This is a genomic window from Pelagibacterium luteolum (genome assembly GCF_900100665.1).
In the GTDB taxonomy this organism is placed as follows: domain Bacteria; phylum Pseudomonadota; class Alphaproteobacteria; order Rhizobiales; family Devosiaceae; genus Pelagibacterium; species Pelagibacterium luteolum.
The window spans coordinates 101,368-120,282 of the sequence record NZ_FNCS01000001.1 but is presented as its reverse complement, the minus strand read 5'-3'; the positions used below and the strand labels follow the sequence as shown (position 1 = coordinate 120,282).

Genomic DNA, 18,915 nt, shown 5'->3' with positions numbered 1-18,915 from the left:
ACGTCAAAACAGGGTAGTTGGAATACCGTTCTATGCCGCACTCCATGACGATGCCCGAGACATTCACCCGGGGCGTGGTGACCACAGTCCATCAGGGCGATTGCCTTGTTTCAGTTAAGCCCGACGCGACCTTTTCGACGGTTCTGGGCTCGTGCATTTCCGCCTGTGTGCGCGACCGCGCGGCCGGTCTTGGCGGCATGAACCATTTCCTTCTCGCCAATCAGTCCGGCTCCTCAAAAGACCGCTTCGGGGAATCGGCGCGCTATGGCGCGTTCGCCATGGAGCAGTTGATCAACATGGTGCTTTCAAAAGGCAGCGGGCGGAAAGCCAATCTCGAATTCAAGGTGTTCGGGGGCGGCAACATCCATGCCGGCATGAACGATGTCGGGGCCAAAAACATCGCCTTCGTGCGCGATTTCCTCGCCGAGGAAGGCTATGTGATCTCCAGCCAGGATCTGGGTGGCAATTACGCCCGGCGGGTCATGTACCAGCCCGTCACCGGCCGCGCCTTCGTCAAACGCCTCGATTCCACCGACAGCGCCCGCCTCGTCCACGAAGAACTCGCTATCGCCAAACGCCAGGTCATCAAGCCGGTCAAAGACGATATCGAATTGTTCTAGCCTCCCCACCCTGTCACCCCGAGCGAAGACCCAGGGCCTGGTATGCGCCGTGATCATGGGATACCCGCCGGCGATGGCTCCCTCCGAGCATACTGGATCCCGGCTCAAGGCCGGGAGAACAGCCTTTGACGGTCTGTCCCTCCCGCCCCACTTACCAACCGTTAACCATACCCCCTTAGGGTGAAGTAACGCGTTTTTAACCCTGGCATTTCCTTGGCCCGTCCACGCCTCGTTTCCGCATTGCTGGCGCTCTGGTCGGCGACCCTTGCGGTCTCTGTGTGGCTTGCCGTCAATTTCCCGAGCACCGACTGGTGGCCGCTGGCCATCGGCGGGTTGTGGATCGCCACCGCCGTCACCAGCCTCACAGCCGCCATCCTTGCGGAACGCGCCCAGCGCAAGGCGCTATCGGCGTTGGGCAACGCCGTGGGCGCCGGCCCCATCGGCAGGGCGCATGAGATCGTCTTCATGCGCCAGATCACCGCCAATCTTTGCCAGCGCCTCGAGCGCGCCATGGTCTATACCGCCGCCATTGAGACCCTTTCGCGCCCGGTGATGCTGGTCGATGGCGAAGGCGTCATCGTCAAGATGAGCGCCGGGCTGACCGCGCTGGCGCCCGAATGCGCGGAGACCGATACCGCCGCAGCGCTACTCGGGGTCACCGTACCGCTCGATGGCGACACCGCAACGCTTGCCATCCGTCTTTCGGGCCAGCGCTGGCACGCAACGGCCACCCCGATCGCAACCGATCGCTGGCTTATCGAACTCTCGCGCCCCGGTGTTGCCGTGGCCGCCACGACACTCGCAGCGCTTGGCGATGCACTCATTGGGGGCAACACCACATACCGCATCGCTCAGGACGAAATCGAAGACACCCCCGAACTCGCCGCGATCAATTCCGGGCTCGAAACTCTGGATCGTTCGCGCGAACTCATCGAGGGCATCACCGCCGGCGATTTCGACGTGCCCCAGGGCAATAGCGGCTTTGCACCGCAACTCGCCAGCCTCGCCGACGCCATTCGTGCCACCGTCAACGCACGCGATGCGGCCGAGCATCGCTACCAGCGTACGCGCCAGCGGCTCGAAACCGTCGGCGCGCTGATCGAAACCTGCCGCGGCGCGGCGCGCGAGCTTTCAGCCAGCGCCGATGGCGCCCGACGCCAGCTCGCAGCGGCGCGTGAGACCTTTGCCGATACGCAAATGGCCACCAATGCGCTCGACGCACAGGCAAACCAGTTTTCCGGCGCCGCCGAACAGGCGCGCGGCTCGGCCAGCGTTACGCGCGAAAAGGTCGAGGCCGCCAGCCAGCTCGTTGGCCGCATCGATACGCTTGTCGCCGGCATCGAAGACGTATCCTTCCGCACCAATCTCTTGGCGCTCAACGCCGCCGTCGAAGCTGCGCGAGCCGGGGAGAAGGGCGCGGGCTTTGCCGTCGTCGCCGCCGAAGTGCGCGAGCTGGCCCAGTCGAGCGCCAAGACCTCGCGGGAAATCCGCGCGCTGGTCAAATCCTCGCGCAAGGATGTCGAAGCCGGCACCATCGCTGCGGCGAGCCTTGCCGAAACAGTGGGCGCCATGACCGGGTATTTACTGAATTTAAGTGATGAGACAGCCAAGATCGGTGCGAGCCTTGCGGCGGGCCACGAGGCGATGTCGGCAATCGATGCTGACATCGCCACTATCGATCGCACTGCACGCGCGCAGTGCGATGCGCTCGACGCAGGCATGCAACGCGGCGCTTGAACCGCGGCACAGGGGGACCATCGGGGGATGGAAAGCACTGAATTTCCGCTGAGCGACAAGGAATTTTCGCGCATTCGCCGGCGGGTCTATTCCATCGCGGGCATTTCGCTGTCGGACGCCAAGCGCACCCTCGTCGTCTCGCGCCTCTCGAAAATCGTCCGTGGCCTCGGCCTGCCGGGCTTTGATCCCTACATCGATTTTCTCGAAACGCGCGGCACGGCAGAGGACGATCAGGTCTTCGTCAACGCGCTGACAACAAACCTCACGCGGTTCTTCCGCGAGGATCATCATTTCGATCATCTGAAATCCTTCGTCGCCGGCCTCGTCGCCAAGCCGCAGCGCATGAGCCGCGGCAAACCGCGCCTGCGCATCTGGTCGGCCGGCTGCTCGACGGGGCAGGAGCCCTATACCATCGCGCTCACCCTGCTCGACGCCTTCCCCGAGCTGAAACGCTGGGATTTCCGGATCTTGGCCACCGACATCGATTCCAACGTCGTCGCCAAGGCCGCCACAGGCGTCTATCCCATCGGCGAACTCAACGGGCTCTCGGCCCAGCGTCAGCTGCTGTTTGAAAAGACCGGTTCGGGCGAGATCGTCATCCCCGCCGCGGCGCGCGAATTGATCGCGTTCAAGCTTTTGAACCTCATCGAACCCTGGCCCGTCAAAGGCCCGTTCGACGCAATTTTCTGCCGCAACGTGGCGATCTATTTCGACAAGCCCACCCAGGGCCAGCTGTTCGACCGTCTGGGCCAGATGCTGGCGCCCGACGGGTTCCTCTATATCGGCCATTCGGAAAACCTTCAGGCGGTGTCCAACGGCTTTAAGCTGGTGGGCAAGACCGTCTATCAGCGCAAGCCAAAAGCAGATGCAAGGGACGCGGCATGAGCGGCCAGATCAGAGTTCTCGTCGTCGACGATTCGGCCCTCATTCGTGACGTACTGAGCCGCACGCTGGCGCGCGATGGCGACATCCTCGTCGTTGGCACTGCGCAGGATCCGCTCGATGCGCGTGACAAGATCAAGGCGCTCAACCCCGATGTCGTTACCCTCGATATCGAGATGCCCAATATGAACGGGCTGGCCTTCCTGCAAAAAATCATGCGCCTGCGCCCCATGCCCGTCGTCATGGTTTCGACGCTCACGACCAAGGGCGCATCCGAAACCATGCTGGCGCTGGAGCTGGGCGCGGTCGATTTCGTCGCCAAGCCGCGTGCCGATGGCGAAGGCGGGGGCATCGAAGCTTTTGGTTCGATCCTGCGCGAAAAGGTGCGCTTTGCCGCCCAGTCCGACGTCCAGGCCCGCGCTCACCGCGCGCCGACGCCCGATCTGCCGATCAAGACCGCCGCGGCGCCCCTCGGCGCGGTCATCGCGATTGGCGCCTCGACGGGCGGCGTCGAAGCCATCCGCCAGGTGCTCTCCTCGATCCCCGCCGATTGTCCGCCGATCCTCATCGCCCAGCACATGCCGAAAGGCTTCACCGCCCGGTTTGCCGCGCGGCTGGACGAGTTGGTGCCGGTCAGGGTCGTCGAAGCGCAGGACCGCATGCTGCTCGAAAAGGGTACGGCCTATGTCGCGCCGGGCGATTATCATTTGCGGGTGGAAAAATCCTCCGGCCAGATGAAGTGTCGCGTGACCCAGGACGAAACCACCTCAGGTCATCGTCCCAGCGTCGATGTCCTGTTCCATTCCGTCGCCAAGGTCGCCGGCCCCATGGCGGTCGGTGCGATCCTCACCGGCATGGGCCGCGACGGTGCCAACGGGCTCAAGGCCATGCGTGAGGCGGGCGCCTTTACCATCGGCCAGGCCGAAGGCTCGGCGCTGATTTACGGCATGCCCAAGGTCGCTTTCGAAGTGGGCGCGGTGGTCGAGGAAGCGGCGGTCGAAAAGATCGCCGCACGACTGGTTGCGGCACTCTCCAAGATCAAGGCCGCCGCTTAACCGGTTCTGACCTTTGCCTGTGCAAACCGGCGGCTTGGATTGATGGAATGGTAACGCTTGTTGCCTAGTCTTGAAAGCGCAAGTCCTGTGGGGGTTTACGCCGTCGCAAGACTTGAGAACATCGTCATTCGATCCGGCGGCAGTGGGGGCGCGAACGTCCGGCGGATCATCATTCGAAAGCTGGAAGACCAATGCCGAAGGCCAGTGCCGTTTCCGTCCTGATCGTCGATGACCAGCAGTCCATGCGCGGCATCTGCAAATACATCCTCACCCAGCTCGGCTTCAAAGACATCGTCGAAGCCAAGTCCGGCCGCGATGCGCTGACCAAGCTCGAAAAGACCAATGTCGACCTGATCATTTCCGACTGGAACATGGACGATGTCGACGGCCTGACGCTCCTCAAAGTCATCCGCAAGCACCCCCGCACGCAATCCATGCCCTTCATCATGGCAACCGGCCGTTCCGACAAGGAACAGGTCAAGGAAGCCATCGAATGCGGCGTCAACAACTACATCATCAAGCCCTTCGACGCCGCGACAATGAAAAAACGCATCGAAGCGGTGATCGGGGCGCTGAGCTAAGGGCGCTGCAGCAAGCGCACCGCGCTCGCCTTACCCACCCCCGTCATCCATGCTCGACCCGCGACCCAGTATGCGCGGTGTCCCGGCGAGCTCTCAGCGGTCCAGCCTCCCAATCGGAGCATCCTGGGTCCCGGCGCAGGGCCGGGATGACGCTGAAGCTGAATTGATGGCCGTGGCAAACATCACGAGTTAGGGCAGCACGCGCCCTTGCCCACCCCCGTCGCCATCCCCACCTCCGTCATCCTCGGGCTTGACCGGAGGACCCAGCCAGCATCACCTCAACAGCAGAAATAGCGTTTTATCAGCGAGATACATCATAAGGACCGATCATGCTGCGATCGTGCGTGGGTCCTCGGGTCAAGCCCGAGGATGACGGGGGAGGGATAGGATCGTGCCCCTTGGCACCACCCTCGATCCGATGCAAGAACAACAGCCTCAACGCAACGGAGCCCGCGTCGTGACCAGAAAAACCATCGGCCTCATCGCCCATGACGACAAGAAGGACGACATGGTCGCCTTTGCTCTCGCCCACAAAACCCAGCTCGCGACCCACGATCTGGTCGGCACCGGCACCACCGGCGGGCGCGTGGCGCAAGGCACCGGCCTCACCGTCACGGCGCTCAAAAGCGGCCCCTTGGGCGGGGATGCCCAGATCGGGGCGATGATCGCCGAGGGCCGGCTCGATGCGCTGATCTTTTTCATCGACCCGATGAGCGCTCTCCCCCATGATGTGGACGTCAAGGCGCTCACCCGGCTCGCGACCCTCTATGACATCCCGGTCGCCTACAACAAGTCCACAGCCGAAGCGGTGCTCAAGGCGCTTTGAGTTGACCAAAACAGCCTCTTATGTGCAGATGCCGCAAATTTCGGCAAAATTGCGCCACTCATCATAAGGCGCGCGTTTAAGGGGCAAGGACAGGCGTGGCGTTTGACGCGGTAATCGAGGTCCGTTCCGTATCCAAGCGGTTTGGCGGGCTTTTGGCTGTCAATCAATGTTCGCTCGAGGTCGAGCGCGGGTCGATCACCGGTTTGATCGGGCCGAACGGGGCAGGCAAATCCACACTCTTTAATATGGTCGCGGGCAATTTCCCCCCGTCCAGCGGCGAAATCATCTTCGACGGCCAGGACATCACGGGTCTGAAACCGCACGAATTGTTCAAGCTCGGCATGTTGCGCACCTTCCAGATCGCGCATGAGTTTTCCAACATGACGGCGCTCGAAAACCTCATGATGGTGCCCGGCGACCAGCCCGGCGAAAGCCTCACGACCCTCTGGTTCCAGCCCAAAAAGGCCGCTACCCGCGAGGCCGAAGTCCGGCAGAAGGCCCTCGACGTCATCGATTTCCTCAAGCTCGGCCACGTCAAGAACGAGTTGGCAGGCAACCTTTCGGGCGGCCAGAAAAAGCTGCTGGAGTTGGGCCGCACCATGATGGTCGACGCCAAGATCGTGCTGCTCGACGAGGTCGCCGCCGGCGTCAACAAAACGCTTTTGAACGACCTCGCCGCCAATATCGAGCGCATGAACAAGGAGCTCGGCTACACTTTCTTTGTCATCGAGCACGACATGGATCTGATTGCGCGCCTGTGCGATCCGGTCATCGTCATGGCGCAGGGCGAAGTGATCGCCAAGGGCAATATGGACGAATTGCGCGCCAACCCGATGATCGTCGAAGCCTATTTCGGTGGTCCCGTGGAGGCGCACGCATGAGCCTCATCGATCTCAAAGACATCAAGGCCGGTTACGGCGCCACCCCGATCCTCAACGGGGTCAACATGGCGATCGATGCCTCCGATATCGGGGTCATCGTCGGCCCCAATGGAGCGGGCAAGTCGACGACCCTCAAGGCCATTTTCGGCCTTTTGAACGTCATGGACGGCACCATCACTTTCGATGGTCGCGACACGACACGGCTCGAAGCCGACAGGCTCGTCCCCATGGGGCTGAGCTTTGTGCCGCAGGAGCACAACGTCTTTACCTCGATGACGGTGCATGAAAACCTCGAAATGGGTGCCTTCATCCGCCGCGACGACATCTCGGGCACGCTCGACGAAGTCTATGAGATGTTTCCCGATCTCAAAGCCAAGCGCCGCCAGCCGGCGGGCGAACTCTCGGGCGGCCAGCGCCAGATGGTCGCCATGGGCCGCGCCCTGATGAGCAAGCCCAAGCTCTTGATGCTCGACGAACCTTCGGCGGGGCTTTCGCCGCGCTACATGATGGAAATCTTCGAGCAGGTCGTAAAGATCAACGCCGCCGGCGTCGGCATCCTGATGGTCGAACAGAACGCGCGCCAGGCGCTGGCGTTTGCGACCAAGGGGTTCGTTCTCGCCAATGGACAGAACCGGTTTACCGGGACGGGGCAGGAACTGCTCGACGATCCCGACGTGGCCAAAAGCTTTCTGGGGGGCTAGCCACCAATGAACGATTTAATCTTCTTCTTCAATCAGGCGATCATCGGCGGCGTCGTGCTCGGCTCGATCTATGCGCTGGGCGCCGTCGGCGTCACGCTGATCTTCGGCATTCTCCGCTTTGCCCATTTCGCCCATGGCGACATGATGACCCTTGGCGGGTTCATCTCCTTCGTCCTCGCCGGCATCGTCGCTGGCCTCGGCATCGCCTTTCCGTTGCCCATCGGGTTCATCGTCGTGCCCTTCGCCATGCTGATTGCCGCCGGCCTTGCACTGGGCATCGACAAGGGCTTTTACGCCCCCCTGCGTGCCCGGGGCGCCAAGCCGGTGACCCTGCTCATCGCCTCCATCGGCGTCACCATGATGATCCAGGGCTTGATCCGCCTGTTTTTCGGCGTCGGCACCTATTCATTCTTCGACACCCAACCCAAGGTGCTGCACCGGATCGAATTGCCCTTCGAAGGCGTCACCCGCCCGATCAGCTTTTCCGAGCCGCAATTGCTGCTCGTCATTTCCACGATCATTGCTGTCGTTGCGCTGCATTACTTTCTCACCCGCTCGCGGCTGGGCAAGGGCATGCGCGCCATGGCCGACAATCCGGACCTCGCGAAAGTCTCGGGCATCAACACAAAGCTCGTTGTTCGCGTCACATGGATCATCGCCGGTGCGCTCGCCTGCCTTGCCGGCACCATGCTGGCGCTCGACGTATCGCTGAAGCCCGACCTCGCCTTCAACATCGTCCTGCCGATCTTTGCCGCCGCCATCCTCGGTGGTCTTGGCCATGCCTATGGCGCCATCGCCGGCGGGTTCGTCCTCGGCTTTGCAGAAACGCTGGCGGTGTTCAACTGGTCGGTGCTGTTGCGCCCGTTCCGGGACAATCTCCCCGAATGGTTCGAAATCCCCAACACCCTGTCGCTGGTGCAGTCTGAATATAAGCTCACCGTCGCGTTCGTGATCCTCGTCGTCGTGCTGCTTGTTCGGCCCACAGGGATCTTTAAGGGAGCCAGCACGTGATGAACGCCATGACCACGCGCTATATCGCCGCCTTCATCGCCCTCTTCGTCCTCATCGTCGGGGTGGGGATGATGATGGGTTCGGCCTTCACTGTTCGGCTGCTCGTCGAAGCCTTTGCCTTTGCGCTCATCGCCATGGGGTTGAACATCCAATGGGGGTTCGGCGGGCTGTTCAATTTTGGCATTTTGGGCATGCTGATGGTGGGCGGCTTTGCCGTCACCTTCATCTCCTATCCGGTCAATATGGAGTTCTGGGGCTCTGAGGGCCCGCTCTATCTCGGGCGCACCCTGCTCGGCATGGCGATCGGCGCCGTCCTGATCTTTTTCGCCCATCGCGTCCAGCGTTTCGGCATCACCGGCAAGGGCCGTGGCGCCGTCATCGTCATTGCGTGGTTCATCGCCTATGTGATCTTCCGCTCGCAGATGGACCCGGCCGCCAGCTACATCACCTCGACCGCCGGCTGGGTCGGCGGGCTGGGCCTGCCCGTTCTTTTGGGCTGGGCCTTTGGCGGCGTTCTCGCGGGTCTCATGGGTTGGCTGATCGGCAAGGTCAGCCTTGGCCTGCGCGCCGACTACCTTGCGATCGCCACCATCGGCATCGCCGAAATCTTGCGCGCTGTTCTGAAGAATCTGGAATGGCTGACGCGTGGCACGCTGACGGTCTCGCCCATTCCCTGGCCCGTCTGGACGCCGCAGATTTATCAGGCCAATGGCGCCGACACGACCACCAGCTTCATCCTCGCCCGTGGCGGGTTCCTCGCCGTGGTCGTCGTTATCGTGCTCATCGCTTTGTTTTTGATCCACCGCGCCTATCTCGGCCCCTGGGGCCGCATGAACCGCGCCATCCGCGACAACTATATCGCGGCCGGCTCGATGGGTAAGGACGTGACGGGCCGCCAGCTCGAAATCTTCGTCTTCGGTTCGGTCCTCATGGGCATCGGCGGGGCGATCCTCGTCTCGTTCGTGGGCATCTATGATCCCTCGAGCTACCAGCCGATCAACCACACCTTCATCATCTGGGTGATGCTGATCGTCGGCGGTGCGGGCAATAATTTCGGCGCTCTGTTCGGCGGCATCTTCATCTATATCGTCTGGATGCTGTCCGAGCCTTTGGCGCAGGCGCTATTTAACGCCCTGTCGCGGTTTTCGTCCGACATGGGCTGGGGCGCCATCCCCGACATCGCCAGCCGCGCCGTCCAGATGCGCGTCTTCGTCATGGGCCTCGTCGTCACCATCGCCCTGCGGTTCGCACCCCAGGGCCTGTTGCCCGAGGTCATCCGGCGCAAGGAATAGGGCAGGGGGCATAAAGAACGCCCTCACCGGCCTGCCGGCCACCTTCCCCTCTCTCCCCTCAGGGTAGAGAGCTGGGGTGAGGGGCCGCTGAGCTAGTGAAGCCCCCTGGGTACCCCACTCACCCTCGTCATTCCGGCCTAGCGCCGGGACCCAGTATGCTCCGTGTCCGCGATAGGCCCACAATCCCCGAGCATACCTGGCCGCGCGCCGCCCAGCTGACAGCCATGGATAAAAGGCACAAAAAAAGCCCGGGGCATAAACCCCGGGCTTTCCAATCCAGCTTGCGCTGAACCCTTATTCGATAACGCCGACTTCGACGAACGCGCCGCCTTCGACGGTCAGTTCGACGATAACGCCTTCGATGTCACCGGCGTCATCGAAGTCCATGGTGCCACCGGCGCCTTCGTAATCGATGTCGGTGCCGGCAGCGATCAGCTCCTTGGCTTTTTCCCATTCGCCCGGAAGGATGATTTCACCAGGCGCGGAGGAGACTTCACGCAGAGCGGCCGAGAGACCTTCGCGGTCAGCCGAGCCGTTCTTTTCGATCGCGAGCGCGAGGAGGAACGCGGCGTCATAGGCCTGCGGGGCGTAAACCGCGTCGGCGACCACACCGGCTTCACCGGCGAGCGAGGCGAACACCGAAGCCGAATCGCCTTCATAGGCGCCGGCGCGGGTGATGATCATGCCGTCGAGCGCAGCAGCGTCGATGCCGGTGAAGAGATCTTCGCCGACCATGCCGTCACCGCCGACATAGGTTTCGAAATTGCCCGATTCCAGCGCCTGGCGCAGAAGGGTCTGTCCCGAGGAGGATGCGTAGGCGAGAACGACGAGGTTCATCGAACCCGACGAGGCGAGCGTGCCCAGTTCGGCGCGATAATCGGCCTTCAGGTCTTCGTGAGCCAGATTGGCCATCACGGTGCCGCCATTGGCTTCGTAGGTCTCGGTGAATGCCGAGGCAAAGCCCGAACCATAGTCGTTGTTGACATAGGTCAGCGCGACGTCTTCGACGCCCTTGGCCAGCAGCAGTTCGGCGAGCTTCTGGCCCTGGAACGCGTCGGATGGGGTGGTGCGGAAGACGAGGTCGTTGTCTTCGAGCGTGGTCAGCGACGGTGCTGTCGAAGCGGGCGAAACCATCACCACGCCGCCGGGAATGCCGGCCGACTGTGCGCCGCCAACGGTTTCACCGGTGCACAGGCCACCCACGATGGCCGTCACGTTGTCGGTGTTGATCAGGCGGTCGGCTGCGTTGGCGCCGCCGGTCGCGTCACAGGCAGAGTCGGCTGTGATCATCGAGAGCGTGCCGCCATCGAGGATGCCGCCCTGTTCGTTGACCTGATCGACGGCCAGCTGCGCACCGGCGACGATGCCGGGGGCCATGGATTCGATCGGGCCGGTCAGCCCGCCGAGAAAGCCCAGCGTTGCGTCCTGTGCGACAGCCGGTGCGGCGACAGCCAGAACCGAGGTGGCAACCGCGAGGCTCAAAGTTCTTTTGATGGTCTGCATGATATCCCTCTAAAATTTTCGTCGCGCCGCGCCCGTCCCCTCCAGACACTCCCGGAATGGTACCGGGTTCGGGCAGCCCAACTGGATCAAGGCCCACTCGCTGGAACCTTTCCGGCGGTAACATTGCACAACATCGCGGATGGAGTCATCAGGTTTTGGAACGAATGTTGTTTGGTGCCAGTTGCTTAACGCCCTTCGATTTGCGACCCTTCCTACAAGCCAACCCGGAGCGGGACTTATATGCGCAATCTGGCTCGTGCCGCCCTCATCGCCTTCGGCATTGGCCTGGCCATGCCCGCTCTTGCGCAGATCCAGGTGCTCGAAAGCCCCGGCCCGGATACGCCCGAAGCGGCAGAGCCGGTGTCCGAGCCCGAACCCTCGGCCCCCTGCGGCACCAATGAATTCACCATCGCGGAGATGGGCTGGCCCTCGGCCGCCATTCTCGCAAACATCCACGCCACGCTGCTGCGGGCCGAATTTGAATGTACCGTCCGGCTGGTGCCCGGCGAGCCCGAAACCACGCTCTCGTCCATCGCGACGACGCGCCAGCCTGCCGTAGCGCCCGAGCTCTGGGTGTCGCGCCAGGCCGAAGTCTGGAACGGCGCCATGCGCGCGTCGAGCGCCCGCGCCGCAGCCCCCACGTTTTCAGGCGGTGCGCTCGAAGCGTGGTTCGTGCCGCGCTATGTGATCGAGAACAATCCCGGCCTGACCTCGAGCGAGGACGTCGCGGATCATTGGCAGGTGTTCGCCCCGCCCGGCACCGAGCGGGCCGAACTCATGTCATGCCCCACCGAATGGGCCTGCGCCATCATCAACCAGAACATGGCGGCGGGGCTGGGCCTCACCGAGCATTTCGACGTCGTCGAACCGCTCGATCGGTTCGACATGGACGCGCGGCTATCGGAATCCTTTGCCCGGCGCGATCCGTTCATCACCTATTACTGGCAGCCCAATGCGCTGATCCATCGCCTCGACCTCGTGCCGCTCGATATGGGAGGATTCGATCCGGGCAGCGCCCAATGCATGGCCATCCGCGATTGCGTCCCCTTCGAAGGCTCGGGTTTTGCCCCCGACAGCGTGGTCATCGCGGTCGCCGAATGGGTCTTCACTGACGCCCCCGATGTCGCCGACTATTTCGCACGCGCCTCGATGCCGCTCGAAGAAATGAACCGGCTCCTTGCCTGGCAAGCCGAAGAAGACGCCTCCCCCGAAGCCGTCGCCCAGCACTTCCTCATCACCGGCCAGGACATCTGGCGGCCATGGGTGGGGGAGGCTGAGGCTGAGGCTGAGGCTGAGGACTAACTCCACCGCTCACGGCTCCCTCACCGGCAAGCCGGTGAAGGGCCCTGAGTCAGAGGTCATTCCCAACCGCTCACCAAACCCAAACCCGTCATCCGGCCCTGAGCCGGGACCCAGTATGCTCCGCATCGATTGTCGACCACCGTGGCCAATTTCATACCCTGAGCATACTGGATCCCGGGTCTCCGCCCGGGACGACGGCGGTGGTTGGAGCAGCGACAAATGCCTCATCACCGCCCAGTCTCACCCCCGGCCCGCCCCCTCTCCCTTTGTGGGAGAGCGTTCGGGGGGCGGCCTGCTGAGGCAGCGTTCATCCCCCGCGCCTCACACCCCCCCACCGTCATCCTCGGGCTTGACCCGAGGACCCAGCCATGCGCCGTCCGGCGCATGAACGGACACACACATCCCCCGCCGACACCTCCCCGTTGCACTCGCCCCGACAAGCCGTTTATAACCACCCTCAGGAAAACGGCCTTATATGGTGTCTCGGGAGACAGGGTTTTGGATATCAAGAAGATCAATGACCGCGTCAGCGTTTCGGGGCAGATTCAGCCTGCCGATGTCGAAGCGATCAAGGCTGCCGGGTTTGTCTCGATCATCAACAACCGGCCCGATGGCGAAGCGCCCGACCAGCCGACCGCTGCCGAAATCAAGGCCGCAGCCGAAGCGGCGGGCCTTGGCTATTATGACATTCCCATGGGCCGCGAAGGCGTGACCCCCGAAATGGTCGCCCAGACCCAGGCCGCGCTCGACGCGAGCAATGGCCCGGTGTTCGCCTTCTGCCGCTCCGGCACCCGCTCGACCACCCTCTGGGCGCTTAGTCAGGCCGGCGAAGACAGCGCGGATTCCATCATCGGCGCCGCCGCCAAAGCCGGGTACGACATGCAGCATCTCGCCGCCCATTTGGACAAAAAACTGTCATAGGCAGCGCTGGCTTTCGTTCATGAAAGCTGCGCTCGAAACTTCGATTGCAGCGTTGCCAATCCAAACCCTGTCATCCCGGACTTGATCCGGGACCCAGTATGCTCCGCGCTTGTGGTCAATCATACGCGTCGCGCATACTGGACCCAGGCTCAAGGCCGGGGCGACAATGGGGAGGTCCGGAGCAGCCAGCCCGTTACGTCATCGCACATCAAAGAGGAAAGCCATGGCCATCAAGAAAATCCTCGTTGCCAACCGGTCCGAGATCGCCATCCGCGTGTTCCGCGCCGCCAATGAGCTGGGGCTGAAAACGGTCGCTGTGTTCGCCGAAGAGGACAAGCTGGCGCTGCACCGGTTCAAGGCCGACGAGGCGTATCTGATCGGGCAGGGCAAGGGCCCCGTCGAAGCCTATCTGCAGATCGACGAATATATTCGCGTCGCCAGACTCTCGGGCGCCGACGCCATCCACCCCGGCTATGGCCTTTTGTCCGAAAGCCCCGAATTTGCCGATGCCTGCGCTGATGCGGGCATTATTTTTATCGGCCCCAAGGCGCAGACCATGCGCGATCTGGGCAACAAGGTCGCCGCGCGCAACATGGCCATCAAGGCCGGCGTGCCAGTCGTCCCCGCCACCGAGCCCTTGCCCGACGATCTCGATGAGGTCGCGAAAATGGCCGACGAGATCGGCTATCCGCTCATGCTCAAGGCTAGCTGGGGCGGTGGCGGTCGCGGCATGCGGCGCATCACCGATCCCAAACAGCTCAAGTCCGAGGTCTCGGAAGGCAAGCGCGAGGCGAAAGCCGCGTTCGGCAAGGACGAGATGTATCTCGAAAAGCTGGTCGAAAAGGCCCGCCACGTCGAGGTGCAATTGCTCGGCGACGATCACGGCAATCTCGTCCATCTGTTCGAGCGTGACTGTTCGGTCCAGCGCCGCAACCAGAAGGTCGTCGAGCGTGCCCCGGCGCCCTATCTCAACGACGCCACGCGCAAAGCCCTGACCGATGCCGCCCTGCGGCTCGGCAACGAGGCCGGCTATCGCTGCGCGGGCACCGTCGAATTCCTGATGGATGCCGAGACCGACGAGTTCTACTTCATCGAAGTGAACCCCCGCATCCAGGTTGAGCATACGGTCACAGAGGAGGTGACCGGCATCGATATCGTCAAGGCGCAGATCCACGTCATGGATGGCGCGGTGATCGGCACGCCGGAATCGGGCATCCCGAAACAGGAGGACATCGTCCTCCACGGCCACGCGCTGCAGTGCCGCGTCACCACCGAAGACCCCGAAGAAAACTTCATCCCCGATTACGGCCGCATCACCGCCTATCGCGGCGCCACCGGGTTCGGCGTACGCCTTGATGGCGGCACCGCCTATTCGGGCGCTGTGATCACGCGCTACTACGATCCGCTGCTCGAAAAAGTCACCTGCTGGGCGCCGACGCCGGAAGAGGCCATCGCCCGCATGGATCGCGCCCTGCGCGAATTCCGCATCCGGGGCGTTTCGACCAATCTGGCGTTCCTCGAAAACATCATTTCGCACCCCAAATTCCGCGACAATACCTATACGACGCGGTTTATCGATACGACGCCCGAGCTGTTCAACATCGAAAAGCGCAAGGATCGCGCCACCAAGCTTCTGACCTATATCGCCGACGTCACGGTCAACGGACACCCCGAAGTCCGCGATCGTCCGCGCCCGCCGGCCAATGCCGCAGCGCCGGTGGTCCCCACCTATCCGCCGCTCTCGGTCAATGAGGGCAGCCGCCAGATCCTCGAGCGCGACGGCGCGAAAGGTCTCGCCGACTGGATGAAGGCACAGAGCCGGGTGCTGTTCACCGACACCACCATGCGCGACGGCCATCAGTCTCTGCTCGCCACCCGCATGCGCACCTTCGATATGGAGCGCATTGCCATGGCCTATTCGCGCGGCCTGCCGAACCTTTTCTCCCTGGAATGCTGGGGCGGCGCGACCTTCGACGTCTCCATGCGGTTCCTCAATGAGGACCCATGGGAGCGCCTGAGCAAAATCCGCGAGGGCGCGCCAAACATTTTAACGCAGATGCTGCTGCGCGGCGCCAATGGCGTGGGCTACACCAACTACCCCGACAACGTGGTGCAGTTTTTCGTCAAGAAAGCCGCCGAGGGCGGCATCGACATCTTCCGCGTGTTCGACTGCCTTAACTGGGTCGAAAACATGCGCGTCGCCATGGACGCGGTGATCGAGAGCGGCAAGGTCTGCGAAGGCGTCGTCTGCTACACCGGCGACATGCTCGACCCCGATCGCGCCAAATACGATCTCAAATACTATGTCTCACTGGCCAAGGAACTCGAAGCTGCGGGCGCGCATGTCCTGGGCATCAAGGACATGGCCGGCGTCATGAAAGCCCCCGCCGCCAAAAAGCTGTTCGCGACGCTCAAGGAAGAGATCGGCATCCCCATCCACTTCCACACCCACGACACCTCGGGCGCTTCGGCCGCTACGGTTCTCGCCGCGTGCGAAGCGGGCGTCGATGCCGTCGATGCGGCCATGGATTCGTTCTCCGGCACCACTAGTCAGCCGACCCTCGGCTCGCTCGTCGCCGCGCTCGAAGGCACCGATCGCGATCCCGAACTCTCCCCCAAAGCCATCCGAGAAATCTCGTTCTATTGGGAGGCGGTCCGCACCCAGTACCGCGCTTTCGAAAGCGATCTCAAAGGCGGGGCGTCGGAGGTCTATCTCCATGAAATGCCCGGCGGCCAGTTCACCAATCTCAAGGAACAGGCCCGCTCCATGGGGCTGGAAACCCGCTGGCACGAGGTCGCCCAGACCTATGCCGACGTCAACCAGATGTTTGGCGATATCGTCAAGGTGACGCCCTCGTCCAAGGTGGTGGGCGACATGGCGCTGGCCATGGTCTCGTCCAACCTTACCCGCGCCGACGTCGAAAACCCCGACAAGGACATTTCCTTCCCCGATTCCGTCATCGGCTTTTTTGCCGGCGATCTGGGCCAGCCCACCGGCGGCTTCCCCGAGGCGCTGCAGAAAAAGGTCCTAAAGGGTAAAAAGCCCCTGACCGAACGCCCCGGCAAGGGCCTCGCGCCCGCCGATCTCGAAGCCGAGCGCAAAAAGGCAGAGGAGGCCACCGGCATCGAAATCGACGATTTCCGCCTCGCCTCATACCTCATGTACCCAAAAGTCTTTGCCGAATTCTGCAAGGCTCAGGACACATATGGCCCCACCGAAGTGCTCCCCACGCCGGTCTATTTCTACGGCCTCGATCCGTCCGACGAAATCCTCGTCGATCTGGAAAAGGGCAAGACCATGGTCGTCCAGTTCCTCGGCCAGTCGGAAACCAATGAAAAGGGCATGGTCCGCGTCTTCTTCGATCTCAACGGCCAGCCCCGCGCCGTCGCTGTCCCCGATCGGTTGAAAGCCGGCGACATCGTCGCTCGCCCCAAGGCCGCTCCGGGCGATGCCAAGCAGGTCGGTGCGCCGATGCCCGGCGTCATCTCCCAGCTTTCGGTTCAAGCGGGCCAAAAGGTCGAGGCCGGCGACGTGCTCCTCAGCATCGAAGCGATGAAGATGGAAACCGCCATCCATGCCGAAGCCGCCGGCACCATCGCCGAAGTTCTCGTCAAGCCGGGCGACCAGATCGATGCCAAGGATCTGCTGATCAGGCTGGAATAAACACAAATAGTTCGTGTGACATGTTAGGTATTGATTAGGCGTGATGGCAGGTTTTGCGATCACGCTTTTTCATCTTTACCCCTAAGTACATATACCCATGAGACCGTCTCCCCATCTCAAGCGGGAGGACGCCCCAATGAATGGGCTCGGGTTGTATCGCGCCATAGCGCGCTTTGGTTTTCTAAATTATCGCGCCAAGATCATGGTCATCGCGTTCCTTGGCACGCATATCCCCCTGATCGGCATCATCGGCTGGTCGGTGTTCAATCTCACGCGCGATCCGGCGCTGATCTGGGGCACGCTCGGCGTGGCGCTCGTCGCGACCCTCGCCGGCACCGGTGCGACGCTCCTTATCCTCAATGGCTTGCTGCAGCCCGTGTTCGCCACCTCGAACGCGCTGCGCAAATATCGCGAGGACCGGGTCATCGACCCGCTGCCGCGTGAGTTCGACGACGAGGCCGGAACCCTGATGGCGGACGCGGGGGCAACGCTCGAACAGCTCGACGCCAGCCTTACCCTTCTCGAAACCACCGATCCGGTCACCGGGCTTTTGAACCGCAAGGCGCTGCTTTCGACCCTGGCCACGCTGCCGGCGTCATCGAACACCGCCATCGTCGCCCTGCGGCTGGTCACCTATCAGCAGATCATCTCCAGCTTCGACCAGACCCGGGCCGACGCCATGATGGCGCGGCTGGCCAATCGGTTGCGCACCCATGTCGGTGCCGATGCCCATCTGGCCCGTGTCAGCGGCCCGTCCTTTGCCTTTGTCGCCCCCGTCGCCGATCGCGGCACGCTCAAGGCCGAAATCGCCGCCATCATCGCCGAGCTCAACGAAAAGCTGGTGCTCGACGGCATCGAATTGCTCCCGGTCTTTTCCGCCGGCCTCAGCATTATGGGCGAAGATGGGGAAACCGGCGACACCGTGCTCGATGCCGCGATTTCCGCTGCCAGCGCCGCACGGCCCAAATCGGTCGCGTTCTTTACCTCGGGCGCCCGCGACGCCATGCGCGAAGCCTTCGTTCTCGAACAGGATTTGCGCACCGCCATCGATGCCAATCAATTGGTGCTCCACTTCCAGCCGGTGGTCGATATGGCTCGCGGCAGGGCGATTGGCGCCGAGGCGCTGGTGCGCTGGAACCATCCCCAGCACGGCCTCGTCTCGCCGGCCCGCTTCATCCCGATCGCCGAACGCTCCGGGCTGATCGACGATATCGGTCTCTGGGTCATGCGCGAAGCCTGCGCTCAGATGGCGCGCTGGGACAGCGAGGGCGTCGACCCGATCACCGTTGCCGTCAATCTGTCGGCCAGCCAGTTCCTCGATCACCGGCTCGAAAGCCAGCTCAAGGAGGCCCTTGCTGCAGCGCGCATCGATCCCACAAGGCTCGAGATCGAACTGACCGAAAGCGCCGCCATGCTCGACTATGAGCACACCCACAAGACCTTCCGCCAATTGAAGGATCTGGGTCTTTCGGTCGCCATCGACGATTTCGGCACCGGCTATGCCTCGATGAGCCAGTTGCGCAAGCTGCCCGTCGACAAGCTCAAGATCGATCGCGAGTTCGTCACCAATGTCGATACCGCCCCCGACGCGCAGGCCATCTGCAACGCGGTTATTGCGCTCTCGTCCGGGCTGGGGCTGAAAATCCTCGCCGAGGGCACCGAGCGCCGCGAAGAGGTCGATTATCTCGCCGCCCGCGGCTGCAATCTCTTCCAGGGCTTCTACTTCTCCAAGCCGGTCTCTGCCACCGATCTGGCCGAAGCGATCGCCGACATCTCGCTCCTTGCCGCAGACGCAGCCGATGCGACCCTGACCCAGAAAGTGGGCTGAATAAAAAAAGGACGGTCTGGCAAAAACCAAACCGTCCATTAAGGGGAGCTAGGAGGAGATCAATCGTAGAAATTTGGGTCGGCCCGCGCCGGAAAGGTACGCGGGCCGAAA

General features: G+C 62.6%; 15 protein-coding genes. 14 read left to right on the top strand and 1 reads right to left on the bottom strand.

Annotated features, from left to right (window positions below; all coding sequences use genetic code 11):
* The first annotated feature begins 32 nt into the window (after nt 1-32).
* From BLR31_RS00615 to BLR31_RS00570, 10 genes are all read left to right on the top strand, one after another.
* Nucleotides 33-620, top strand: coding sequence for a hypothetical protein (locus tag BLR31_RS00615; protein WP_090589671.1), 588 nt, complete (start codon nt 33-35; stop codon nt 618-620).
* Nucleotides 621-833: 213 nt separating this feature from the next.
* The gene (locus tag BLR31_RS00610; RefSeq protein ID WP_143009272.1) at nt 834-2,357 is read left to right on the top strand and encodes a methyl-accepting chemotaxis protein; all 1,524 of its coding nucleotides are present in this window, start codon (nt 834-836) and stop codon (nt 2,355-2,357) included.
* 27 nt (nt 2,358-2,384) lie between these two features.
* Nucleotides 2,385-3,242, top strand: a complete 858-nt coding sequence (locus tag BLR31_RS00605; protein WP_090589663.1) for a CheR family methyltransferase — start codon at nt 2,385-2,387, stop codon at nt 3,240-3,242.
* A complete protein-coding gene (locus BLR31_RS00600) occupies nt 3,239-4,294 on the top strand; it encodes a protein-glutamate methylesterase/protein-glutamine glutaminase (protein WP_090589660.1) in 1,056 nt (351 codons plus the stop codon). The genes BLR31_RS00605 and BLR31_RS00600 overlap by 4 nt, the downstream gene beginning before the upstream one ends.
* 191 nt (nt 4,295-4,485) lie before the next feature.
* Nucleotides 4,486-4,875 carry a response regulator gene (locus BLR31_RS00595; RefSeq protein WP_090589657.1) on the top strand — a complete coding sequence of 130 codons (390 nt, stop codon included), beginning with the start codon at nt 4,486-4,488 and terminating at the stop codon, nt 4,873-4,875.
* Between the two features lie 508 nt (nt 4,876-5,383).
* Nucleotides 5,384-5,701: a methylglyoxal synthase gene (locus BLR31_RS00590; protein ID WP_425287205.1), complete on the top strand. Its 318-nt coding sequence runs from the start codon at nt 5,384-5,386 to the stop codon at nt 5,699-5,701.
* 95 nt (nt 5,702-5,796) lie between these two features.
* Nucleotides 5,797-6,582 carry an ABC transporter ATP-binding protein gene (locus tag BLR31_RS00585; protein ID WP_090589649.1) on the top strand — a complete coding sequence of 262 codons (786 nt, stop codon included), beginning with the start codon at nt 5,797-5,799 and terminating at the stop codon, nt 6,580-6,582.
* A complete protein-coding gene (locus BLR31_RS00580) occupies nt 6,579-7,283 on the top strand; it encodes an ABC transporter ATP-binding protein (RefSeq protein WP_090589645.1) in 705 nt (234 codons plus the stop codon). Before BLR31_RS00585 ends, BLR31_RS00580 begins: the two co-directional genes overlap by 4 nt.
* 6 nt (nt 7,284-7,289) lie before the next feature.
* Nucleotides 7,290-8,294, top strand: a complete 1,005-nt coding sequence (locus BLR31_RS00575) for a branched-chain amino acid ABC transporter permease (RefSeq protein WP_090589642.1) — start codon at nt 7,290-7,292, stop codon at nt 8,292-8,294.
* Nucleotides 8,294-9,586, top strand: coding sequence for a branched-chain amino acid ABC transporter permease (locus BLR31_RS00570; RefSeq protein ID WP_244504907.1), 1,293 nt, complete (start codon nt 8,294-8,296; stop codon nt 9,584-9,586). Before BLR31_RS00575 ends, BLR31_RS00570 begins: the two co-directional genes overlap by 1 nt.
* Before the next feature lie 294 nt (nt 9,587-9,880).
* Here BLR31_RS00570 and BLR31_RS00565 read toward each other — a convergent pair whose 3' ends face one another.
* Nucleotides 9,881-11,089: an ABC transporter substrate-binding protein gene (locus BLR31_RS00565; protein WP_090589638.1), complete on the bottom strand. Its 1,209-nt coding sequence runs from the start codon at nt 11,087-11,089 to the stop codon at nt 9,881-9,883.
* A gap of 240 nt (nt 11,090-11,329) precedes the next feature.
* Here BLR31_RS00565 and BLR31_RS00560 point away from each other — a divergent pair, with 240 nt between their 5' ends.
* The 4 genes from BLR31_RS00560 to BLR31_RS00545 all read left to right on the top strand — a co-directional run bounded on the left by BLR31_RS00560 (nt 11,330) and on the right by BLR31_RS00545 (nt 18,804).
* Nucleotides 11,330-12,391, top strand: a complete 1,062-nt coding sequence (locus BLR31_RS00560; protein WP_090589635.1) for a glycine betaine ABC transporter substrate-binding protein — start codon at nt 11,330-11,332, stop codon at nt 12,389-12,391.
* Nucleotides 12,392-12,889: 498 nt separating this feature from the next.
* Entirely contained in the window at nt 12,890-13,312 is a 423-nt protein-coding gene (locus BLR31_RS00555) for a protein tyrosine phosphatase family protein (protein ID WP_090589631.1), read from the top strand.
* Between the two features lie 223 nt (nt 13,313-13,535).
* Entirely contained in the window at nt 13,536-16,976 is a 3,441-nt protein-coding gene (pyc, locus tag BLR31_RS00550) for a pyruvate carboxylase (RefSeq protein ID WP_090589628.1), read from the top strand.
* A gap of 136 nt (nt 16,977-17,112) precedes the next feature.
* Nucleotides 17,113-18,804 (top strand): putative bifunctional diguanylate cyclase/phosphodiesterase, encoded by a 1,692-nt coding sequence (locus tag BLR31_RS00545; protein WP_176762440.1) that lies wholly within the window; start codon nt 17,113-17,115, stop codon nt 18,802-18,804.
* Nucleotides 18,805-18,915 lie beyond the last annotated feature (111 nt).